The sequence below is a fragment of the Kitasatospora sp. NPDC127067 genome (assembly GCF_042724755.1).
Classification (GTDB): Bacteria; Actinomycetota; Actinomycetes; order Streptomycetales; family Streptomycetaceae; genus Kitasatospora; species Kitasatospora lactacystinica.
Window position 1 is genome coordinate 30539 of record NZ_JBHXEM010000061.1, and the last position, 19710, is coordinate 50248.

The window sequence follows — 19710 nt, forward strand, 5'->3', positions numbered from 1 at the left end:
GGAGGGGAGCAGAGAAGGGAGCGGTCGATCACTCGCCGATGAAGGCGAGCAGTTCCTTGTTGACCTCGGTGGCGTGCGTCCAGATGAGACCGTGCGGGGCGCCTTCGAGCACCACCAGGCGGGCGCCCGCGATCGCTTTCGAGAGCGGGACGGCGGTCGAGCGCAGCGGCAGGGTGCGGTCGGCGTCGCCGTGGATGATCAGGACGGGGACGTCGATCCTCGGCAGGTCCGGGCGGAAGTCGGTGAGCCAGGTCGGGGCGCAGTCCGCGGTCGCCTTGGCGGAGGCCGAAACGCCGATGTTCCAGCTGTACTGGACGACCTGGTCGCTCACCCGGTCACCGCCGAGCACGTCCACGTTGTAGAAGTCGGCGAGGAATCCGGCGATGAAGGCGGGGCGGTCGGCGCGGATGGCGCCTTGGATCTCCTCGAAGACGATGCCGTCGACACCGCCCGGGTTGTCCTCGGTCTTCAGCAGGAACGGCGGCACCACGCCGAGCATCGCGGCCTTGGAGACGCGCTCCGAGCCGTAGGTGCCGAGGTAGCGGGTGACTTCGCCGCTGCCCATGGAGAAGCCGACGAGCACCACGTCGCGCAGGTCGATGTGGGTGAGCACGGCGTCGAGGTCGGCCGCGAAGGTGTCGTAGTCGTAGCCGAAGGACGGCTTGTCGGAGGCGCCGAAGCCGCGGCGGTCGTAGGTGATCACGCGGTGGCCGGCGGCCAGCAGTGCGGCCTCCTGCTTCTCCCAGGACGCGCCGTTGAGCGGCCAGCCGTGGATGAGCACGACGGGCCGGCCGGTGCCGTGGTCCTCGTAGTACAGGTTGATGATGCTGGAGTTCTCCTCGTCGACGGGGAGGAAAGGCATGGGTGCACTCCGTGCAGGTGTGGTCCTGCCGACGTCGGAGGCCGGCATGGTGGGGACGCGGTACGAACGAATCCAGGGAGCCGAGGGGAGGCGGCTTTCCTCTGCACGCACCGGTTCTGGCCCGTCCGGGCAGTTCCGGATCAGGCACCGGCCAGTCGTTCTCTCGGCCGGGCCGGGTCGGGCCGGGCCGGGCCGGGTTGGGTCGGGTTGGGCCGGGCGGGGCAACGGCTGCGCGAACGCGGCTGGTCAGCGTTTCGGCGCGGGCCCGGGCGGTCCTTGAGGCCTAGGAATCCGCATTCTCGATACCGCTGGAAAGGATCTCCGCCAGAACCCTGTCGAGCTCGGCCTGCGCCTTGTCCTCCCAGCGCTCCTCGGCGGACTGCGTCCTGGCCACCACGTCGCGCACATGGGCCGACGCCATCCTGACGACGCACCAGGACTGCCCCGAGATGAGCTCGACGTCCGTCTCGTCCTCGCCGTGGGGCCGGACGCGTACGTCTCCCTCGCCCGTCGGCAGGATGAGTCCGGTGGCGAGCAGATCCCGGCCGAATACCCAGGTCGCGGCCGGTGGATCGTCCTCGACTGCGAAAAGGTCCATTCGGACTGCCAGCGCATCGTCCGGCGAATGCCTCATGCGCAGGGTCAGTTCATGCCATTCGTGCTCTGCTGTCATCAGTCTCGCGCTGATCGTCTTTTCGAGGGGGAGCTGCATTACGGTTCCTTTCGCCTTCATTGAAACTACCGGTGATCCGGATATCGTCGAGCCGTTCGGCGCACGCGTTCTTGACCTCTGGTGCACGCGATTCGAGAAGCAACGTGGCGCGGAAGGACCGGGATTCGCCCGCGCCACGCGGTGCGTTCCGGTCAGCTCGTCGCCCGCACCGCGTCCCGGATCAGATCGGCGACCTGCTTGGGCTCCGACAGGGCGACGGCGTGGGAGGCGTCCGGGAGTTCGACGACGACGGACCCGGCCCGCTCGGCGCCGAAGCGCTGGACCTCCGGGTTGATCGCGCGGTCGGCTCCGGCCACCAGGGCCCAGGACGGCTTCAGCTGCCAGGCGGCGGCGGAGGCCGTCTCGGTGAAGGCCGCAGTGGCGACCGGGCGTTGGGCCGCTGCCAGGACCCCGGCGACCTCCTCCGCCACGTCCGCGGCGAAGACGGCGGGGAAGGCCGCCTCGTCGATGGTGACCTCGACCGCGGAGTCGCCACCGACGAGCGGGTAGGTCCACATCTTCAAATTGCTCGTGAGTGAGGAGTCGGGGAAGCGTCTCTCCAGATCGCCGAGGCTCTCGCCCTCGTGGAGCACGTACGCGGCTATGTAGACGAGCCCGACGACGTTCTCCGCGGCGCCGGCCACGGTGATCAGCGCACCGCCGTAGGAGTGGCCGACGAGAAGGACGGGGCCGGCTATCTGGGAGACGACGGACGCGACGTAGGCGGCGTCGGAGGCGAGGCCGCGCAGGGGGTTCGGCGGTGCGATCACCGGGATGCCGCGGCTGCGCAGTTCCGAGATGACGCCTATCCAGGCCGCTGCGTCGCCGAAGCCGCCGTGTACGAGGACGACGGTGGGGGTGGTCATGGCGGTTCTCTTCTCGGTGTCAGGCCGCGTGCGGGGCGTCGGCGACGGCCGAGGTTGCCAAGGACTGCCATTCGCTCGGGGTCATGCCGTACGCGCCCCGGAAGGTGCGGCTGAAGTGCGAGGGGCTGCTGAAGCCCCAGCGGTGCGCTATCGCCGCCACGGTGAACCGGCGGTTGGACCGGCCCAGCTCGACCCTGCAGGACTCCAGCCGACGTCGCCGCACCCACTGGCTCACCGTGATGCCCTCGTTCTGGAAGAGCTTGTGCAGGTACCGGACGGAGATGTGGTGGGCACGTGCGATCGACTCCGGCGAGAGGTCCGGGTCCATGAGGTGCTCTTCGATGAAGCACCGGATCCGGGACAGCATCTCGCTGCCGATCGTCGGTGCCTCGGCCTCCTCGCCCTCCTCCCCGGTCCCGAGGAGTTCCATGAGCAGGACGGACAGGAGGTGGACGGCCGTACGGGCGAGCCGGTCCCCGGGCCTGGACCGGCGGAAGTCGGCCTTGCCGGCGAGCGCGGACAGGAAGTCCGACACCAGCGCCCCCAGCCCGTCGCCACCGGGCACGGGAACACCCACCACCTGGTCCAGTTCCGACTCCGTGACGCCCAGATAGCCGCGGGGCACCCGGAAGAAGATCATGTGGCAGTCGTCGCCGAACTGCAGGAGGTGGCGCCTCGCCGGGTCGCAGAAGACCAGGTCGTGCGGCTCCAGAGCCGTCCTGACCCCCTCGCGGACGGTGGCCGCCGACCCCCGGACGTGCATCCCGAGATAGAGGAAGTTGCCGTTCCCCTCGTTCGGTATGCCGGAACGAATCTCGACGAGCCATTCGGAGGAGGACGCCGGCCGGAGAGCGGCTGGTCGGCGTTCCGCCCATTCCGGCGCGCGTGACATCACTGACTGGGTCATGAGAACTCCAAGCCTACGGTTCTTTGCGGTGGAGCAGCCGTTCGCGCGGCCGCCGGAACGGACACGGAGGCGGTCTACGCGCTCAGGTCCGGTTCCTCGGCGAGGAATTTCTCCACCACCGCGTTGAAAGCCGCCGGGTTCTCAAGGAACGGGAAATGCGAACTCGCCACGTCGGAGGTGAAGACATGGATTCGGGCGCCGGGAATCTGCCGGGTGATGAAGCGCTGCGATTCGGGGTTCACATGGCTTCCCTCACAGCCGATCACCAGGGTCGGCACATCGATCCGGGGAAGCACGTCGCGCCAGTCCTGAGCGCAGTGGTCGAACAGCAGAGGTACACCGGCGTAGGCAGGTGTGGCGGTGATCTCCTGTGCGACGAAGGCGAGGATCTCCGGGTCCGGCTCACCCGAGAACATGCCGCGCACGAAGTCGGCGCGCACCGTGTCGCCCCCGGGGGTTGCGAGCGCGGCACCCAGTTCGAGAAGCTGCGACACGTCGAAGATGGCGCCGGACTGCTGCTGCTCCTCCCCGGTCGTCCAGGGGACGGCGGCGACGGCCGCCGGCTGGTCGACGGCGACGAGGCGCCGGATCCGTCCGGTGCCGTACTGGTCGATGAAGCTCCACCACACCGAGACGCCCATCGACCACCCCAGGGCGTCGAACCGCACCAGCCCGAGGTGGTCGACGAGTTCGAGCACATCGCGGGAGAATCGGGCGATGCGGTAGCCGTGCTTCGGCTTGTCGGACAGCCCGTGGCCCCGGAAGTCGACGGTGACCACGCGACGGCCGGGCGACAGGCTCTCGACCTGGTGGCGGAACATCGCCTGCGTCTGGCCCCAGCCGTGGAGCATGACCAGGGGGACGTCCTCGCCGCCGGTGTCCCGGTAGGCGAGGCGTGTCCCGTCGGTGGTGATCAGTTCCTTCATGACCTCTTCCTTCCCTGGCCACGGGCCTTTGGTCGTGCCCGCGCCGTCTCTCACATCTTCGATGGCGGCCCTTCGCCGCCACCACCGCGTGCTGTAGGAATCGGGTCGCGGATCCTTCTCGCTTTGTCGAAGCGGCGAGGACCGGCGAGGACCGGTGGGGGCCGGCCGGGATCAGACGGCCCGGTCGTCCCCGGCGGCGAGGAGTTCCTCGATCCTGAGCCCCAGGTGCAGCGTGAGCCGGTGACCGCCGTCGTCGAGGTCGAGTCCGGTGATCTCCTGGATCTGGCGCAGGCGGTAGTAGAGCGACGTGCGGTGGAGCCGCAACGCCTCGGCGGTCCTGGGGATCGATCCGGCGTGTTCGAGGAAGCAGCGCAAGGTGTCCCGGAGCCGGTCGTCGCCGTGGGCCTCGTTCAGAGCGCGCAGTGGCTCGGGGACGAGGGAGGCGTTCAGTGCGTGCTCGGGGAGCTGGAGGAGCACGGCGAACTCCCCGAGCAGGTCCCAGTCCCCGATGCTTCGCAGCGAGGGGATCCGGCGCGCGGCCCGGGCCGCGACGAGGGACTGCTCGTACGACCGCCAGGCGTGCTGCAGGCCCAGGTGCCGCCCGCCGACACCGATGACCGGAGACGCCGACGGTTCCAGGAACGTGGCGAGTTCGTCGAGGATGCGGGCCGACTGGGCGGCGACCTCGGGTGGGGCGGGAGGCCGCTCACGCAGTTGGACCAGGACCGCCCGGTCCTGGTCGACCGCGAGGATGCCGTGCGCCGAACGTGCTTGCCGGAAGCCCTCCAGAGCTCCCCACAGAGCCGCCTCGGGTTGTCGTACGGGTTCTGTTCCGCGGCTCAGCTTGACCAGGGTGACCAGGACGTGTTCGGCCTCCCCGAGCAGCCCGAGTTCCACGGCCCGCCGGCGTGCGGCGGTGCGGGTGACGACGTTGGTGTCGACGAGTTCCAGGACCAGGGTCTGTTCGTCGGTCTTCCGAGTGTCGGCGCTGAGCTGTTCGACGTACATCTGGGCGGCCATCAGGCCGGCGGCCCGCCCGATGGCTTCGGTCTCCTTCGGTTCGAGCGTCATCTCGGGCGCCACCACCATGAGCAGCCCCAGGAGGTGCCCGCGTTCGCGCAGCGGCACGACGTAGCGGGGCAGGAGTCCGAGGTCGTCACGGCCTTCGATGAATCCGGGCCTGGGCCACTGGGTCACTCCTTGGGCGAGTACGTAGCGGATCGTCGCGTTGTCGGCGCGGCCCTGGAGCAGTGTGCCGATGCGTACCGGGTCCTCGTCGCCGAAGTGGCGACTCGTGCAGACCACCCGGACCAGCGGATCATCGATCGCGACGGACCGGCCGAGCTGCTCCGCGAGTTCGTCGACGAGCGCCTGAAGTCCAGGGCTGCCAGGGCGGGCTCGCTGGAGCCTTGCGGTCATGCGCTGTTCCTCTCTCGACCAACTGTTCCCTGCGGAACGCTTCCTTTCCGCAGCTGTTGATCATTTTGAGGAGACGGCGATGTCCGCACATCGCATGAAGGGTCCATAGGTACGACGTCGGCAGGGGGTACGAAGCGATCACTCTCCGTTGTCGCGTCTCTCCACCAGTCGGGCCAGCTCCGCGCGGGAGGCGATGTCGAGTTTGGTGTAGGCGCGGCGCAGGTGCGAACCCACCGTGTGGGGCGACAGGGAGAGCTGTTCGGCCACCTGCGGGTTCGTCAGCCCCTGGGCCACGAGCCGTGCCACCCGGAGCTCGGACGCTGTCAGCTCGGGCCATTCCGTGGCCGATCCGGCCGATGAGGGGCGTCGGCGCACACCGGCGGCCCGCAGGCGTCGACGGACCCGCGCGACGTGCCGCTCGGCACCCGCCTGGGTGTAGAGGACGAGCGCCTTGTCCAGGTACGGCACCGCCTCGGGCCTGCGGGTGGTCGCGAGCTTGCGTCCGACGTCCTCCAGTGCCGACGCCCGGGCGATCGGGCGTGAGCACTCCTCGTACAGCCGGACGGCGTGCAGGAGGTGCGCCAGATCGTTGTCGAGCAGCCCGCGGGCGTGCGCGGCACTGGCGGCGAGGATCGTGAAGTCCGGGTTGCGCGCGGCTCGCCGCTCGGCCACCTCGACGGCCGGGGCGGCCCGCTCGGATGCGCCGGCGCGCAGGGCGATGCGGACGAGGGCGGGAGTGTCCATCGGGTCGACCGGGCTCACCAGGGCCGGCCGTTCCTCGGCGAGCGCCGCCAGCACCTCGTCGAGTTCCGCCAGGGCGCGGTCGGGCCGGCCGTCGGAGTCCGCCAGCAGTACCAGCATCCAGGCGCCGACGCTACGGGCGAGCGGTGCGGCCGTACCCCGTACGCGCCGCGCCTGCGCCGCGCACCGCTGGGCGGCTTCGCGGTCGTCGGTGTGGATCGCCACTCGCGTCAGCGTGTACAGGAGCATGAGTTCAGCGAGGTCTCCGCTGTCGAACGCACCCCTCATGTCGGCGGCGGCTTCCGCCTCGGCCCGGGCTTCCGCCAGCCGTCCGGCGTCCAGGAGCGCCCGGGCGCGGTGCATGAGCCACAGGCGTGCGGCCGCCGCCTGGCCCTGGTGGCGGGTGTCGTGGACCCCGGCCTCGGCGAGCGCGAGCGCCTCCGCGGTGCGGCCGGCCACGGTCAGCAGCAAGCACTGCCACAGCGCCTCCGGGATCCAGACCGAAGGGGCGATGCCCAGTCCGGCCGCCAGGGTTGCGGCTCGGCTCGCCCGGTGGAGCGCCTCGTTCCAGTTCATCCGGTAGAAGCACAGGGCCGAGTCGACCACCATCATGGTGGCCTGGGCGATGCCGTCCCGGGCCGCATCGGTGGCCTCCCGCGCCTCGGCAGCGGTCTGCTCCGCGCCCTCGGGGTCACCCGCCAGCGACAGGCCCAGGCACAACAGGGCGAGCAGCCGGGCCCGCAGTGCGGCCGGGATTCCGGGCAGTGCCGCCCCCGCACGGGCCTGGCGGACGGCCTCGGCGAAATCGAAGTGACTGGCGAGGCGCGCCATGGCGAGGCGTATCCGCGCCTCGTCGTCGGGCCTGAGATCACCGGCGGCCAGGGCCGACGCCCCCAGGTCGTGTGCCTGGGCCGGCTGCCCCATCTGCCAGAGCAGCGGGAGCGCCTCGGCGATGACCTTCGGCCGTTCCGCCGGGTCCTCCAGGGTGAGTTCCAGGGCTCTGAGGCTGAGCTCCGCCGCCGCTCCGGGCGCGGTGGCCGCGATATCGGCCGCGGCGGCACGCAGCCGTTCGACGGCCGTCCGGTCGCCGAGCCGCACGCCCACGGCCGGCGGCGTGCACGGCTCGATCGGGGACGCCGCGCGCGCCGGCGGCAGCTCGGCGGCATGGTTCCGCAGGGTTCGGCGCAGGGCGGGAGGGAGTCCGGCTTCCACAGCCTCACGGATCAGCTCGTGGCGGAACTCCAGACGGTCGTCCCTTTCGACGAGCAGACCGGAGTCGAGGGATTCCTGGATCGTGGCGATCAGCGTCGCAGGTCGTCTGCCGAGCAGCCCGGCCAGCAGCTCCACGGGGACGGGGCCTCCCACCACGGCCGCCGTTTCGACGAGTTCGCGGGCCGCGGTGGGAAGCCGGGCCAGCCGGCCCGCGACGGACGGCAGTTGCGTGAGGGAGAGGGATCCGGCCGTGAGCTGTGCTGTGCCGTTCTCGATCGTCACCAGCCCCTCGTCCCGTACCGCGTCGAGCAGGTCCTCGAGCAACTGCGGTACACCCTCGGCGCGGCGCGCGACACGGAGGACGCCCGGGTCGGGAATCGCGCCCAGGACGTCCTCCGCGATCCGGGCGACCGCCGGGTCACCGAGCGGCCCCAGGAGCAACTCGTGCGCCCCGGTCTGCCGAATCCTGTCCAGTGTCGTGCGGACCCGGGAAGGCACGCTCCCGTGGCGCACGGCGACCAGCCACAGGATCGGGTGCGGCGCGAGTGCGGCCGCCAGGGTGTGGAAGGTGAGGAGCGTCAGTTCGTCGCACCACTGGAGGTCGTCGAGGACGATGAGCAGCGGCCCGCTCCGAGTGGCCTCCCGCAGGCGGTCCCCCAGTTCCTGGAGCAGCCAGAACCGCTGGCCTGGCGTCGCGGCGAGGTCCCGTAGCCGGTCGGCACCCGCGAGCGGTTCCTCCCCCGCGAACAGGCCGTCCAGCAACGGGCCGAGCGGCACGAACTGTTCGTCGGGGTCGGCTCCGCCCTGGAACACCCTCATCCCGCGCCGTTTCGCGGACGCCGACGCCTCCGCGAGCATCCGCGACCTGCCGATGCCCGCAGGGCCTTCGACGAGGACGATCCCGCCTGCCCCCCGGGCTAGGGCGTCGAGTCGCGCCTCGACGAACGCCAGTTCCTCAGCCCTGCCGCGGACCGGTGTCCCCCCACCCTCGACGTCCTCGGGGAAGGGCCATGTCGTCAATCGGTTCACACTCACTCCGCCGGCCGGGGCCGCACGGGACGGGGCTCGTCCAACGGGCGGTACGGCGGATCAGTATGCGGCACGGCGGCTTCGCCCGGGCAGGCGGCACCTCGGAGCGACCGGCTTCAGTCGAAGCGCAGGTCGGCGAGCTGCCGTTCGAGGGCGGTGACGTCGTCCTCGGGTTCGGCTCGGGCCGGGCGGTCGGCCATGAGCGCGGCCAGCTCGCCGCCCGCCCGGCGGATGCGGCCGGGCAGGCCGTCGGCGTACTCGTCTCCTCCGGATCCCCAGTCCGCGGACGCCGCGTACACCGCGGTGGGGACAACAGTGGCGCGCAGGTACGCGAAGAGCGGTCGCATGGCGTGCTCCAGCACGAGGGAGTGGCGAGCCGTACCACCGGTGGCCGCGACCAGGACCGGTTTGCCCGCGAGGGCGTCCGGGGCGATAACGTCGAAGAAGGACTTGAACAGGCCGCTGTAGGAGGCCGTGAACACGGGGGTGACGACGATCAGGCCGTCGGCTCCGGTCACCGCGTCGATCGCGGCGGCCAGGCGTGGTGCCGGAAAGCCGGTCACGAGATGGTTGGCGACGTCGCCGGCCAGTTCGCGAAGTTCGACGACCTCGGCCGACACGGCGCGGCCCCGGACGGCGAGTTCGTCGCGGACCGAATCGGCCAGCCGGTCAGCGAGCAGGCGGGTGGAGGAAGGGGTGCTCAACCCCGCGGAAACGGCGACCAGTTTCACGCGGCGCTCACCTCCTGCGCGGTCGCGGCGGCCGTGACCCGCGCCGCGTGGGTGGGGGCGTCCGGCACGTCGTCCGGGCGTCCGATCGCGAACTCCCTGCGCAGCACGGGCACGACCTCCTCGCCGAGGATGTCGAGCTGCTCCAGGACGGTCTTGAGGGGCAGACCCGCGTGATCCATCAGGAAGAGCTGGCGCTGGTAGTCGCCCACGCTCTCCCGGAAGGACAGGGTCCGTTCGATGACCTGCTGGGGAGAGCCCACGGTCAGCGGGGTCTGCTCGGTGAACTCCTCCAGCGACGGACCGTGCCCGTAGACTGGCGCGTTGTCGAAGTACGGACGGAACTCCCGTATCGCGTCCTGCGAGTTCTTGCGCATGAAGACCTGGCCTCCGAGCCCCACGATGGCGTCCTCCGGGCGGCCGTGGCCGTGGTGGGCGTACCGGCGCCGGTACAGCTGCACCATGCGCCTGGTGTGATCGGCGGGCCAGAAGATGTTGTTGTGGAAGAAGCCGTCGCCGTAGAACGCGGCCTGTTCGGCGATCTCGGGTGACCTGATGGATCCGTGCCAGACGAACGGCGGCACGCCGTCCAGCGGTCGGGGTGTCGATGTGAAGGCCTGCAGGGGCGTGCGGAAACGGCCCTCCCAGTCCACGACGTCCTCACGCCACAACCGGCGCAGCAGCGCGTAGTTCTCCCTGGCGAGGTCGATGCCCTGGCGGATGTCCTGTCCGAACCAGGGGTACACCGGTCCGGTGTTGCCGCGCCCCAGCATGAGGTCGACCCGGCCGTCGGCCAGGTGCTGGAGCATCGCGTAGTCCTCCGCGATCTTCACCGGGTCGTTGGTGGTGATCAGAGTCGTGGCGGTGGACAGGACCAGCTTCTCGGTGCGGGCGGCGATGTGTCCGAGCAGGGTGGTCGGGGACGACGGGACGAACGGGGGGTTGTGGTGCTCTCCGGTCGCGAAGACGTCCAGGCCGACCTCCTCGGCCTTGAGGGCGATGGCGACCATCGCCTTGATGCGCTCGTGTTCCGTCGGGACACGGCCGTCGGTGGGGTCGGGTGTCACGTCCCCGACGGTGAAGATGCCGAACTGCATGATGCTTCTGCTCTCCTGAACCTGTCTGGATGCGGTGATCGCGGGCCTCGTAGCCGGAGGACTCCTGATCGTCCGGCGCCGGCGCCCCCCGCAGCCGGACGTCCGGCTGCCGCGGGCGGGGGCTCACTGCGGGTGAGCGGGCGGGAGCGGCCTCACTTCGCCAGGAACGCGAGGAGCGCGTTGTTGACCTCCTCCGCATGGGTCCACAGCAGGCCGTGCGGGGCGCCGTCGATCTCGACGTAGTCGGCGGACGGGAGCGCCTTGTGGAAGGGACGCGCGGTGTTTTCGGCCGGGAGGATGCGGTCGGCCGTGCCGTGGAGGATCAGGGCGGGGACGTCGACGGCCGGGATGTCGGCGCGGAAGTCGGTGTACCAGGTCGACGGCGCCGCCGAGGCCGCGAAGGAGCCGCCGCCGGCCGCGGTGTTCCAGCTGTTGCGGACGGCCTCCTCGCTGATGCGGGTGCCCAGGTTCTCGTCGAGGTTGTAGAAGTCGTTGAAGAAGGCGGTGTAGTAGGCGTAGCGGTCGGCCTTCACCGCGGCGACGATGCCGTCGAAGAACTCCTTCGGGGCGACACCGTCCGGGTTGTCGTCGCTCTTCAGCAGGCAGGGCTCCAGCGAGGCGAGGAAGGCGACCTTGGCGACGCGGGCGGAGCCGTACGCGGAGACGTAGCGGGCGACCTCGCCGGTGCCCATGGAGAAGCCCACGAGGACGGCGTCGTTCAGGTCGAGGGTCTCCATCACGGTGTTCAGGTCGGCCGCGAAGGTGTCGTAGTCGTAGCCGGTCGTCGGCTGGGAGGACCGGCCGAAGCCGCGGCGGTCGTAGGTGATGACGCGGTAGCCGGCGTCGAGGAGCGCGGCGCTCTGGCGCTCCCAGGAGTGGCCGTCGAGGGGGAAGCCGTGGATGAGCACGACCGGCTGGCCGGTGCCGTGGTCCTCGTAGTAGACCTCGACGGCGGTGGTGTTCTCCTGGCCAACGGTGATGTACGGCATGGCTGTGTGTTCCTCGCTCCGGTTCGGCTGGTCCGCGCGTCGTCGCGGCGCGGAATGCCGTCACGCTATGGCGGGGGAGGCGCCGCCGATTGTCGTGCGACGCACCGGGCCTTGCCTGCGGGCGCAGAGTGCGCGGACGCGGACGGGCCGGCCGCGTCGACTTCGGCCTGCGCCAGTACCAGCCGGGTCAAGTGGACCCGTGAGTTCACCGAGAGCTTGCGGAAGATCGACGTCAGATGCGTGTTGACCGTGTGCGGAGACACGACCAGGGCGGTAGCGGCCGACCGGTTGGTGTGTCCTGCGGCGATGAGCCGGGCGACCTTGCGTTCCGAAGCGGTGAGCGCGTCCCACCCCTGGCTGGGGCGAGGGCGGGCCGGGCGTCGACCGGAGCCCGTCACGGCCCGGTCCAGTTCCGCCCGGACCCTGTCGGCCTCGGACCCGGCCCCAGCGTGGGCGTACGCCTCGTACGCCCTCGTCAGGGCGGGTATCGCGGCGGCGTCTCCTACGGCCGACAGCGCGCGGCCGAGGTCGGCGCAGGCCGCCGCGAGGTGCAGCGGCCGGGGCCCGTTGAGAAGGATCCGGACGGACCGTTCCAGAAGGCCGGGGTCGGCGTTCACCAGCGCCGCCGTGTGAGTGGCCGTCCCCTGTGCCGTCGGCACGGCGGGGTTGTGGGAGGCGTAGTCGGCCGCCTGGGCCGCGAGGTCCACGGCCAGGGCCCGGTCTCCGGCACGCAGGGCGATCTGCACGGCCTCGACGAACCGGGTGCGCAGGAGCCTCCAGCGGACGAAAGGGTGGTCCCGCTGGGCGGATCGAAGCCGTTCGGCCGCCGCCACGTGATCGCCGTCGTTGTCGGCGAGGAGGGCCTCCAGGTACTGGTGGGCGGCGTGGTTCCCCGGGTTCGGCCGGCCGGCCACCGCCGCCCTGACGACCTCGATGTGTTCCTCTGCGGCTTCGCGATCGCCACGCAGCAGCGCCAGCCAGCCCCGGTGGACGCGGATGTTGACCAGGTTCGCGGGCACGTGGATGTCCGCTTCCAGCCGCTCGGTGGTGACGAGGTCGGCCTCCGCGTCGTCGAGCCGCCCGAGCCCCAGATTCAGGCTTCCCTGCGCCCACATCAGCATCGCGGGTCGCAGCGGGTCGTCGCCCGCCGTCCGCAGCAGGTGCCGGGCCGTGTCGAAGTCGTCCAGGTGGACACGGGCGACGACCTCCTCGGGCAGGAACGCCGCGTCGAACGCGCTGAGCGCCGTGTGATGGTCGACGGCGGACGCACACTCGCCCGCGTTGAGGGCGATCTCGCCCAGGCCCCACAGCGCGACGACGCGGGCCTCCCGGTCCTGCGCACGCTCCGCCTCGGCGAACGCCCGTTCCGCGGTCCCGCGAGCGCTGCCGAGGTCGCGGCCGCGGGACTGGGCGAGCGCGAGTCGCGCGGTCAGCCGGGCGCGGACCGCCGGGTCGGTGACGACGCCCAGGGCGGCCGTCGAGCGGCGGGTCAGCTCATGGATGTCGTCGAGGTGCCACAGCGTGTCCCCGAGGACCGACTGCAGACGGGCAAAGACGTCCAACGGGGGCTGCCGGGCCAGGAGGACGTCGCCGGTCTCCCGTGCCCGGGTGTACCGGCCCGCACGGGTGAGGGCGGTGATGGCCCGTTCACCCACGTCGAACTCCGCGGGATCGTGGGGCGCCACCAGTTCCATGGCACGTACGGACAGATCGGCGGCGAGGTCGGGCATGACGGTGAGCACGTCCGAGGCGGCACGGCCGAGCAGCCGGATCGCCTCCCGGTCACCCGGTTCGGCGCTCTTGAGCAGGTGCGGGACCGCGTCGGCCGAGGTGCGGCCCGCCGCGACGAGCCGACTCGCCGCCTCCCGGTGCAGTGCCCGCCGCGCGGAGGGCGCGAGGTCGGCGTAGACCGCCTGCCGGAGCAGGTCATGGCGGAACACGAGGCGTTCGCCGTCGTCCTCGATGAGTCCGGCGCCGATCGCCTCGTGCAGTTCGCCGATGAGGCCCGAGGCCGGCTTGCCGTACAGGGCCGCGGCGTCGGCGAGGTGGAAGGCGCGGCCCAGGACCGAGCCGATCCGCAGGAATGCGAGGGTGCCCGGTCGGAGCGCGGACAGCTTGCGGCGGACCCCGAGCACCAGCCGCTCCGGCGGCTCGGCCCCGTCCGCACCCGACGCCGCGATGCCTTCCAGCACCTCCGTCGCGAGGAAGGGGTTACCGCCGGCGGTGTCGAGCAACCCGGTGACGCGATCCGGTACCGTCCCGCCGAGTACGTCCCGCGCCAACTCGGCGAGCGCCGCGCCGGACAGCGGCCGCAGCGCGAGCGTCGCCGTCCGGGTGGCGCCCCCGCGCAGGTCCGGGTTCTCCCTCCCCGCGAGCAGCCAGAGAACCGGGGAGGCCAGCAGTCGTGCCGGCATGACGTTCAGTGCGAACCGGCTCAGCGGATCGGTCCACTGGACGTCGTCGATCGCGATCAGTGTGGGCGCGCCCGTCGAGCGCTCCTCGATCAGCCGGGCCAGCCGCTCCACCAGCCAGACGCGCTGGTCGTGGTGGCCCGCCAGGTGCGCGAAGTCCTCCGGGGCCAGCAGCGGCGGGTCGCCGTGCAGCAGGCCCGAGGCCAGCGACGCCAGCGGTGCCAGCTCGTGCAGCTCCTCGGCGCGCCCCCGGCTGACGGCGAACCCGCTGGCGCGTGCGATCGAGACGGTCTCCTCCAGCAGGGCGGTCTTCCCGATTCCCGGCTCGCCGAGGAGCAGGGCGATCCCACTGCCGTCGCCGTCGCGCACCGCCTCGACCATGGCCCGCAGCTGTTCCAGCTCGGCTTCCCGGCCGCGCAGACCCGGCCGGCTCAGCCGGGCGCCCGTGCTCATCTCCTGCGGTGTCATCCCTTGACGGACCCCGCGAGCAGACCTCGGGCGACGTGCCGCCGGAAGAGGAGGAACACCAGCAGCGGGACGAACGCCGACACGAACGCCCCCGCGGTGAGCCGCTGCCACTCGTTGCCGCGCGTCCCGGCCATGGTCGCCAGTCCGACTGTCACCGGAGCGGTCTCGGCGGTCCCGCCCGACAACGTGATCGCCACCAGCAGGTCGTTCCACACCCAGATGAACTGGATGACCGCGAACGTCACCAGGACCGGGCGGGCCAGCGGCAGGACGATCCGGAGCAGCAGCGTCGCGTGTGACGCGCCGTCGACCCGGGCCGCTTCGATCAGGTCACGGGGCAGTCCGGCCAGGAAGTTGTGGAGGAGGAACACCGCGAACGGCAACGCGAAGACCGTGTGGGCGAACCACACCTGGCTGAACCGAGCTGCTCCGGTGGCGTTCCAGGCGGGCAGGAACAGCCATCCACGGGAGAAGAGCCGCAGCAACGGGACGAGCACCATCTGGAGGGGCACGATCTGGAGCGCGAAAATGCCGACGACAAGCACGTCGCGCCCCCTGAAGTCGATCCACGCCAGGGCGTACGCGGCGAGGAACGCCAGGACGAGCGGGAACAGCACCGAGGGCAATGTGATGACGATCGAGTTGACGAGGTGGTCGGCGAGCCGGCCCGACGCGTTCCCGGTGCCGAACAGCACCTCACGGTAGTTGGCGAGCGTGAGGTGGGGCGAGCCGAACACGGTCCACCAGCCGGTCGTCTTGATCGCGGCTTCGGGACGGAACGAGGAGAGAAACAGACCGAGCGTCGGCACGGTCCACAGGATCGCGACCACCACGGCGGCCAGCGAGAACACGCGGGAGGACAGACGCTCCCGGGCACCGCTCACGCCACGCTTCCCGCCCTCCCCGCTCACGCCGCGCTCCGCTGCGCACGGACCTTGTAGGCCACGACAGGGGTGACGAGGAGGAAGAGCAGCACCGCGAGGGCCGCGCCGTGGCCGCTCCGGCCGTAGCGGAAGGACTGGTCGTACATCTCGTGGGCGATGACACCGGTGTCGAACTGCCCGGCGGTCATGGTCTTGACGATGTCGAACGCCTTGAAGGTGCCGATCACCTCGGTGAGGACGACGACCAGCAGCGTGGGTCTGATCGACGGCACGGTGATGTGCCGGAAGATCTGCCGCGGTGACGCGCCGTCCAGCCGGGCCGCCTCGATGATCTCGCCGGGAACCGCCGCGATCGCGCCCGCCAGCAGGAAGGCCGCGAAGCCCGCCTGGCTCCACACCATCGCCACGATGAGGAACAGGATGTTCCAGGGGGAGTCCACGAGCCACTGTCTCGGCTCGCCGCCGAACGCCACGACGAGTTCGTTCAGCAGCCCGATCTGCTCCGCGCCAGCCGGCCGGTAGGCGTAGACGAACTTCCAGACCAGGCCGGCGCCGACGAACGAGATCGCCATCGGCAGCAGGACGAGGGACAGGGCGAGCACTCGGAACCGCGCACGTACGACGGCCGCGGCGTAGAGGAGACCGATCCCCGTCACCAGCGAGGGCACGAGCACCACCCACGCCAGGGTGTTGCGGAGCGCGATCAGCGCCTCGGGGTCGGTGAACATCCACACGTAGTTGTCGACTCCGACCCAGGTGTCCCCTTCGTCTCCCATGAACGACAGGCCGAGGGTGTGCAGGCCGGGAAGCAGGAGGCCGACGGTGAGCAGCAGCAGGGCGGGGGCCAGCAGCAGGAAGGCCGCGCCCCGCCGCCGTACCGGCCCTCGGTGAAGTGCCAGGAGGATCAGGCCGACCACGGCCGAGAACGCGACGACGCCCTGGAGAAGGTGGGCCAGCTTGGGTTGCTGAGCGACGACGTCGAACGACATCAGTGGCTCGGCCAGGACCGTTCGATGGCCGCCGCCACCGATTCGGTGTCCTTGCCGCTGATCCAGTCGACGGCTCCCTTCCAGAACGTGCCCGCACCGACTGCCGCGGGCATCTGGTCGGAACCGTCGAACCTGAACTGTGTCCGGGGATCCTGGAGCAGCTGGATCGAGAGCTTGTCGATCGGGCCGGCAGCGTCGGCCGGATCCACTCCCTTGTTCGCGGAGACGAAGGGGCCCTTCTTCATCCGCGCTTCGGCGAAGTCGGCGCTCGCCAGGTATTCCCGGAAGGCTCGCACCTCGGGGCGGTCGGAGAATGCCGCGGCGAACGTCCCTCCGCCCAGGACGGGCTTGCTGGCTGTGTCCACCCCCGGAAGGAGGAAGGCGAAAACGTCCCCGTCCGGTCCGATCCGGGTGCCCTTCGGCCAGTGCTCGGCGTAGAACGACGCCTGGCGATGCATCGCGCAGTCGCCGGAGAGGATCGGCGTGCCGCCGTCCTGGTAGGAGATCGAGGCCATCGAGCGGGCCGGTCCGTAGCCGCCGTTGGCATAGCGGTCGTTCTTGAGGATGGATCCCACCGTGTCCATGGCCCGGATCACTCGCGGGTCGTTGAACGGGATCCGGTGGGAGACCCACTGGTCGTAGACATCCGGCCCCTGCTGGCGGAGCAGGACGTCCTCGATCCAGTCCGTCACGGGCCATCCGGTGGCCTCGCCGGATTCGAGGCCCGCACACCACGGATTGACCCCCGATGCGGCGACCTTCTCCGTCACGTCCATCAGTTCGGCCCAGGTGCGGGGGACGGTCAGCCCCCTGTCGCGGAAGAGCTTCGGCGAGTACCAGACGAAGGACTTCACGTTCGCGACCAACGGAGTGCCGTAGAGGGTGCCGTTCACGGTCGCGTAGCTGTTCCAGTCCGCCGACCAGCCCTGTTCGGCCAGGGAGACGAGCTCCGCGCTCGCGGGTTCGAGCTTTCCCCCGCGCGCGAAACGTTCCAGGAGCCCGGGCTGGGCGAAGAACGCCATGTCGGGGGCGTGGCCGCCCTCGACCCGGAGTTGGATCTGGGTCTCGAACTCCCCGTTTCCCTCGTACTGGACGTCGATCCCCGTGCATGCGGCGAAGCCGGCCCAGGTCTCTTCGAACAGGTCTGCTTCCCGGTCCCGACTGGGCGCGTAGACGGTGACGTGGGTCGCGGGGTGTTTGCCGTACCGCGTGTACGGCCCGCAGTCCCCGGCCTCGCCGGACGAGGAAGCGCTGGGAGGGGCGACGCATGCGGCGGCCGTGACGACGATGGCGATAACGGCGAGCGCGAGCCTCGCGCCGAACCTCATGGGTGTGCTTCCTCCGTTCGCCCGCCGAGTGTTCTCGGGGGCGGACCGAAGCTACCAGCGTTCGAACATAATCAACCAATCGTTCGAGGTCACAGGCTTGTGTGCCCGTCCGAGCCCACACCGGAGGGAGGGCTCGGCACGGGCACCGGCGGCGCGGGCGGGTCAGCGGGTGACGGACCGGGCCGCGTCCTGGATCAGCGCGGCCACTGCTTCGGGCCGGGCGAGCATGACCAGGTGCGAGGAGTCGACCTCGACGGTGGTCATGCCGGCCCGCTCGTAGCCGTAGCGCTCCACGTCGGGGTTGATGGTCCGGTCGGAGGTGGCGACCAGGCCCCACGACGGCTTGCTCTTCCAGGCCGCGACCGGGGCCGCCTCCGAGAAGGCCCGCGCGGCCAGGGGGCGCTGGGAGACGGCGAGCACCGCGGCGAGCCCGGGGTCGACGTCGGCGGCGAAGAGAGCGGGGAACCGCTCGACATCCACCGAGACGTCGGTGCCGGCCTCGGCGGATCCGATCGCGGGGAACGGCGTGAAGACGAGCGCGTCGGCGAGGCCGGAGTCGGGGAAGCGCCCCTGCAGCTCGCCCAGGCTCTCGCCCTCCTCCAGCGCGTATCCCGCCAGGTAGACGAGTGCCTGGACGTTCTCCTCCACGCCGGCCAGGGTGATGACGGCGCCTCCGTAGGAGTGGCCGACCAGGACCACGGGGCCGTCGACGGCACGAATCACCGAGGCGATGTACGCGGCGTCTTCCACCAGGCTGCGGTTGGGCACCGCGGGAGCCACTGCCTTCAGGCCTGCGGCAGTCAGCTCCGGTATGACGCGGGCGTAACTGGAGGCGTCGGCGAAGGCGCCGTGGACCAGCACGACGGTGGGTTCGGCGGATCGGGACATGGGGGAACTCCTGTTCAGTCGTTGTGACGGTGCGGTTGCGGTGTTCATGAGCGCGGGACGGTCAGAGCGTTCGTCGCACGCCGGCCTGGCGTTCCAGGTTGCGGAGCTGGACCGCGAGGTCGCCCTCGACAGCGGTGTGGGCCGGCCCGCTGCGGCCGATGGGCAGGACCTCCTCACTGCGCATGTCCTCCAGCATCAGGGCGAAGGCGGTGTACATCGCGACGATCGCCACCACGAGGCCGAGGGCACCCGACGTGCGGGTGAGCCATTCGGCGCCGGTGAGACCTGACAGACCGGTGGTCGCCCAGCGGGGCAGGGAGACCAGCACGACGAGCCACAGCGCGCGCTTGGGCCGTGTCACGGCGGTCATCAGCGCCCCGAAACACAGGAGTGCGAGGTTGAAGACGCCCAGCACGCGCAGACCGTCGGCCGAGCCGCTGAACATGACGAGCGCGTAGGCCAGCCAACTGCCGGCGAAGACGCCCATCAGCGTCGCCGCGATCACGTCCCGGGCGCCGAACGCCAGGATGCTCACCAGGAACTGCAGCGCGAAGGCCGGCAGCACGCACAGGGCGACGGCGCCGCGGGCCTCTGTGTCGAAGAGCCCGAGCTGCATGCACCCCGTCATCACGGAGGCGATCGCCACCGTGAAGAAGCCCAGCGGCATGGGGGAGGCGATGGGGCGGAGGTTGATCCGGGTCATCGACCGGAGGTCGGGTTCGAAGCGGCGTCCCGGGGGAGCGTCAGGCCGGCCGGCCTGTCCGCCGTCGGCGCCGCCGACCACGACGACGTCGTACGTGTCCTCCATCAGCCGCGCACCAGAGGGGTGTCCACGAGGTGCTCGGCCAGGAACCACACCTGCGTCTCGCCGGTGCGGATGACCTCGGAGACGAGCAGGTCGGTGCTGCCCTCGTCGCCCTCGGCCGAGATCCGGGCGGCGGCGTCCCTCGCGTCGATCAGGATCCGCTCGTGCGCGTCGAGGAGCCTCGACAGCATGGCGGGGACCTTCTCCACACCGTTCGGCGGCCGGGGAATGGCCGTCAGTTCCGCGACGTGGCGCGGGTCTGCGACCGCGACACCGCCGAGGCTCTGGATCCGCTCGGCCAGTGCGTCCACGATGGCCAGTTGGGCCTCCGCGTGCTTGTCCAGCATGAGGTGGAGCGGGTAGAAGGTCGCCCCGCGCATGAGCCAGTGGTGCTTCTTGTAGAGGGAGTACAGGATCTGTGTGTCGGCGAGTACGCGGTTCAGCCGCTG

At 70.8% G+C, this 19710-nt stretch carries 17 protein-coding genes; all 17 read right to left on the reverse strand.

The features are described 5' to 3' along the window. Positions 1-28: 28 nt before the first annotated feature. On the reverse strand, positions 29-862 hold the full coding sequence (locus ACFWJ4_RS23725; RefSeq protein WP_380546760.1) for an alpha/beta fold hydrolase: 834 nt from the start codon (positions 860-862) through the stop codon (positions 29-31). Positions 863-1145: 283 nt separating this feature from the next. Continuing rightward, entirely contained in the window at positions 1146-1574 is a 429-nt protein-coding gene (locus ACFWJ4_RS23730; RefSeq protein WP_380546762.1) for an SsgA family sporulation/cell division regulator, read from the reverse strand. 152 nt (positions 1575-1726) lie between these two features. Next, positions 1727-2440, reverse strand: coding sequence for an alpha/beta fold hydrolase (locus ACFWJ4_RS23735; protein WP_380546764.1), 714 nt, complete (start codon positions 2438-2440; stop codon positions 1727-1729). A gap of 19 nt (positions 2441-2459) precedes the next feature. Then, the gene (locus ACFWJ4_RS23740) at positions 2460-3347 is read right to left on the reverse strand and encodes an AraC family transcriptional regulator (protein WP_380546766.1); all 888 of its coding nucleotides are present in this window, start codon (positions 3345-3347) and stop codon (positions 2460-2462) included. Between the two features lie 74 nt (positions 3348-3421). Then, positions 3422-4327 carry an alpha/beta fold hydrolase gene (locus ACFWJ4_RS23745; protein ID WP_380546768.1) on the reverse strand — a complete coding sequence of 302 codons (906 nt, stop codon included), beginning with the start codon at positions 4325-4327 and terminating at the stop codon, positions 3422-3424. A gap of 117 nt (positions 4328-4444) precedes the next feature. Next, positions 4445-5692 (reverse strand): PucR family transcriptional regulator, encoded by a 1248-nt coding sequence (locus ACFWJ4_RS23750; protein ID WP_380546770.1) that lies wholly within the window; start codon positions 5690-5692, stop codon positions 4445-4447. A 138-nt stretch (positions 5693-5830) separates the two neighbouring features. Next, a complete protein-coding gene (locus tag ACFWJ4_RS23755) occupies positions 5831-8680 on the reverse strand; it encodes an ATP-binding protein (RefSeq protein ID WP_380546772.1) in 2850 nt (949 codons plus the stop codon). 110 nt (positions 8681-8790) lie between these two features. Continuing rightward, on the reverse strand, positions 8791-9405 hold the full coding sequence (locus ACFWJ4_RS23760) for an FMN reductase (protein WP_380546774.1): 615 nt from the start codon (positions 9403-9405) through the stop codon (positions 8791-8793). Continuing rightward, positions 9402-10499: an LLM class flavin-dependent oxidoreductase gene (locus tag ACFWJ4_RS23765; RefSeq protein WP_380546776.1), complete on the reverse strand. Its 1098-nt coding sequence runs from the start codon at positions 10497-10499 to the stop codon at positions 9402-9404. The genes ACFWJ4_RS23760 and ACFWJ4_RS23765 overlap by 4 nt, the downstream gene beginning before the upstream one ends. 152 nt (positions 10500-10651) lie before the next feature. Continuing rightward, positions 10652-11488, reverse strand: a complete 837-nt coding sequence (locus tag ACFWJ4_RS23770) for an alpha/beta fold hydrolase (RefSeq protein WP_380546778.1) — start codon at positions 11486-11488, stop codon at positions 10652-10654. A gap of 65 nt (positions 11489-11553) precedes the next feature. Continuing rightward, positions 11554-14352: an ATP-binding protein gene (locus ACFWJ4_RS23775; RefSeq protein WP_380546780.1), complete on the reverse strand. Its 2799-nt coding sequence runs from the start codon at positions 14350-14352 to the stop codon at positions 11554-11556. A gap of 11 nt (positions 14353-14363) precedes the next feature. Continuing rightward, complete coding sequence (locus ACFWJ4_RS23780; RefSeq protein WP_380546782.1) at positions 14364-15251, reverse strand: carbohydrate ABC transporter permease; 888 nt, start codon at positions 15249-15251, stop codon at positions 14364-14366. Between the two features lie 23 nt (positions 15252-15274). Then, on the reverse strand, positions 15275-16240 hold the full coding sequence (locus tag ACFWJ4_RS23785) for a carbohydrate ABC transporter permease (protein WP_380546784.1): 966 nt from the start codon (positions 16238-16240) through the stop codon (positions 15275-15277). Next, positions 16240-17568 (reverse strand): ABC transporter substrate-binding protein, encoded by a 1329-nt coding sequence (locus ACFWJ4_RS23790; RefSeq protein WP_380546786.1) that lies wholly within the window; start codon positions 17566-17568, stop codon positions 16240-16242. The genes ACFWJ4_RS23785 and ACFWJ4_RS23790 overlap by 1 nt, the downstream gene beginning before the upstream one ends. Positions 17569-17730: 162 nt before the next feature. Beyond that, entirely contained in the window at positions 17731-18456 is a 726-nt protein-coding gene (locus ACFWJ4_RS23795) for an alpha/beta fold hydrolase (protein WP_380546788.1), read from the reverse strand. A gap of 61 nt (positions 18457-18517) precedes the next feature. Next, a complete protein-coding gene (locus ACFWJ4_RS23800; protein ID WP_380546790.1) occupies positions 18518-19264 on the reverse strand; it encodes an acetate uptake transporter family protein in 747 nt (248 codons plus the stop codon). Continuing rightward, the coding region (locus ACFWJ4_RS23805; protein ID WP_380546792.1) for a Dps family protein at positions 19264-19710 on the reverse strand (447 nt) is incomplete at its 5' end. The genes ACFWJ4_RS23805 and ACFWJ4_RS23800, both read right to left, overlap by 1 nt.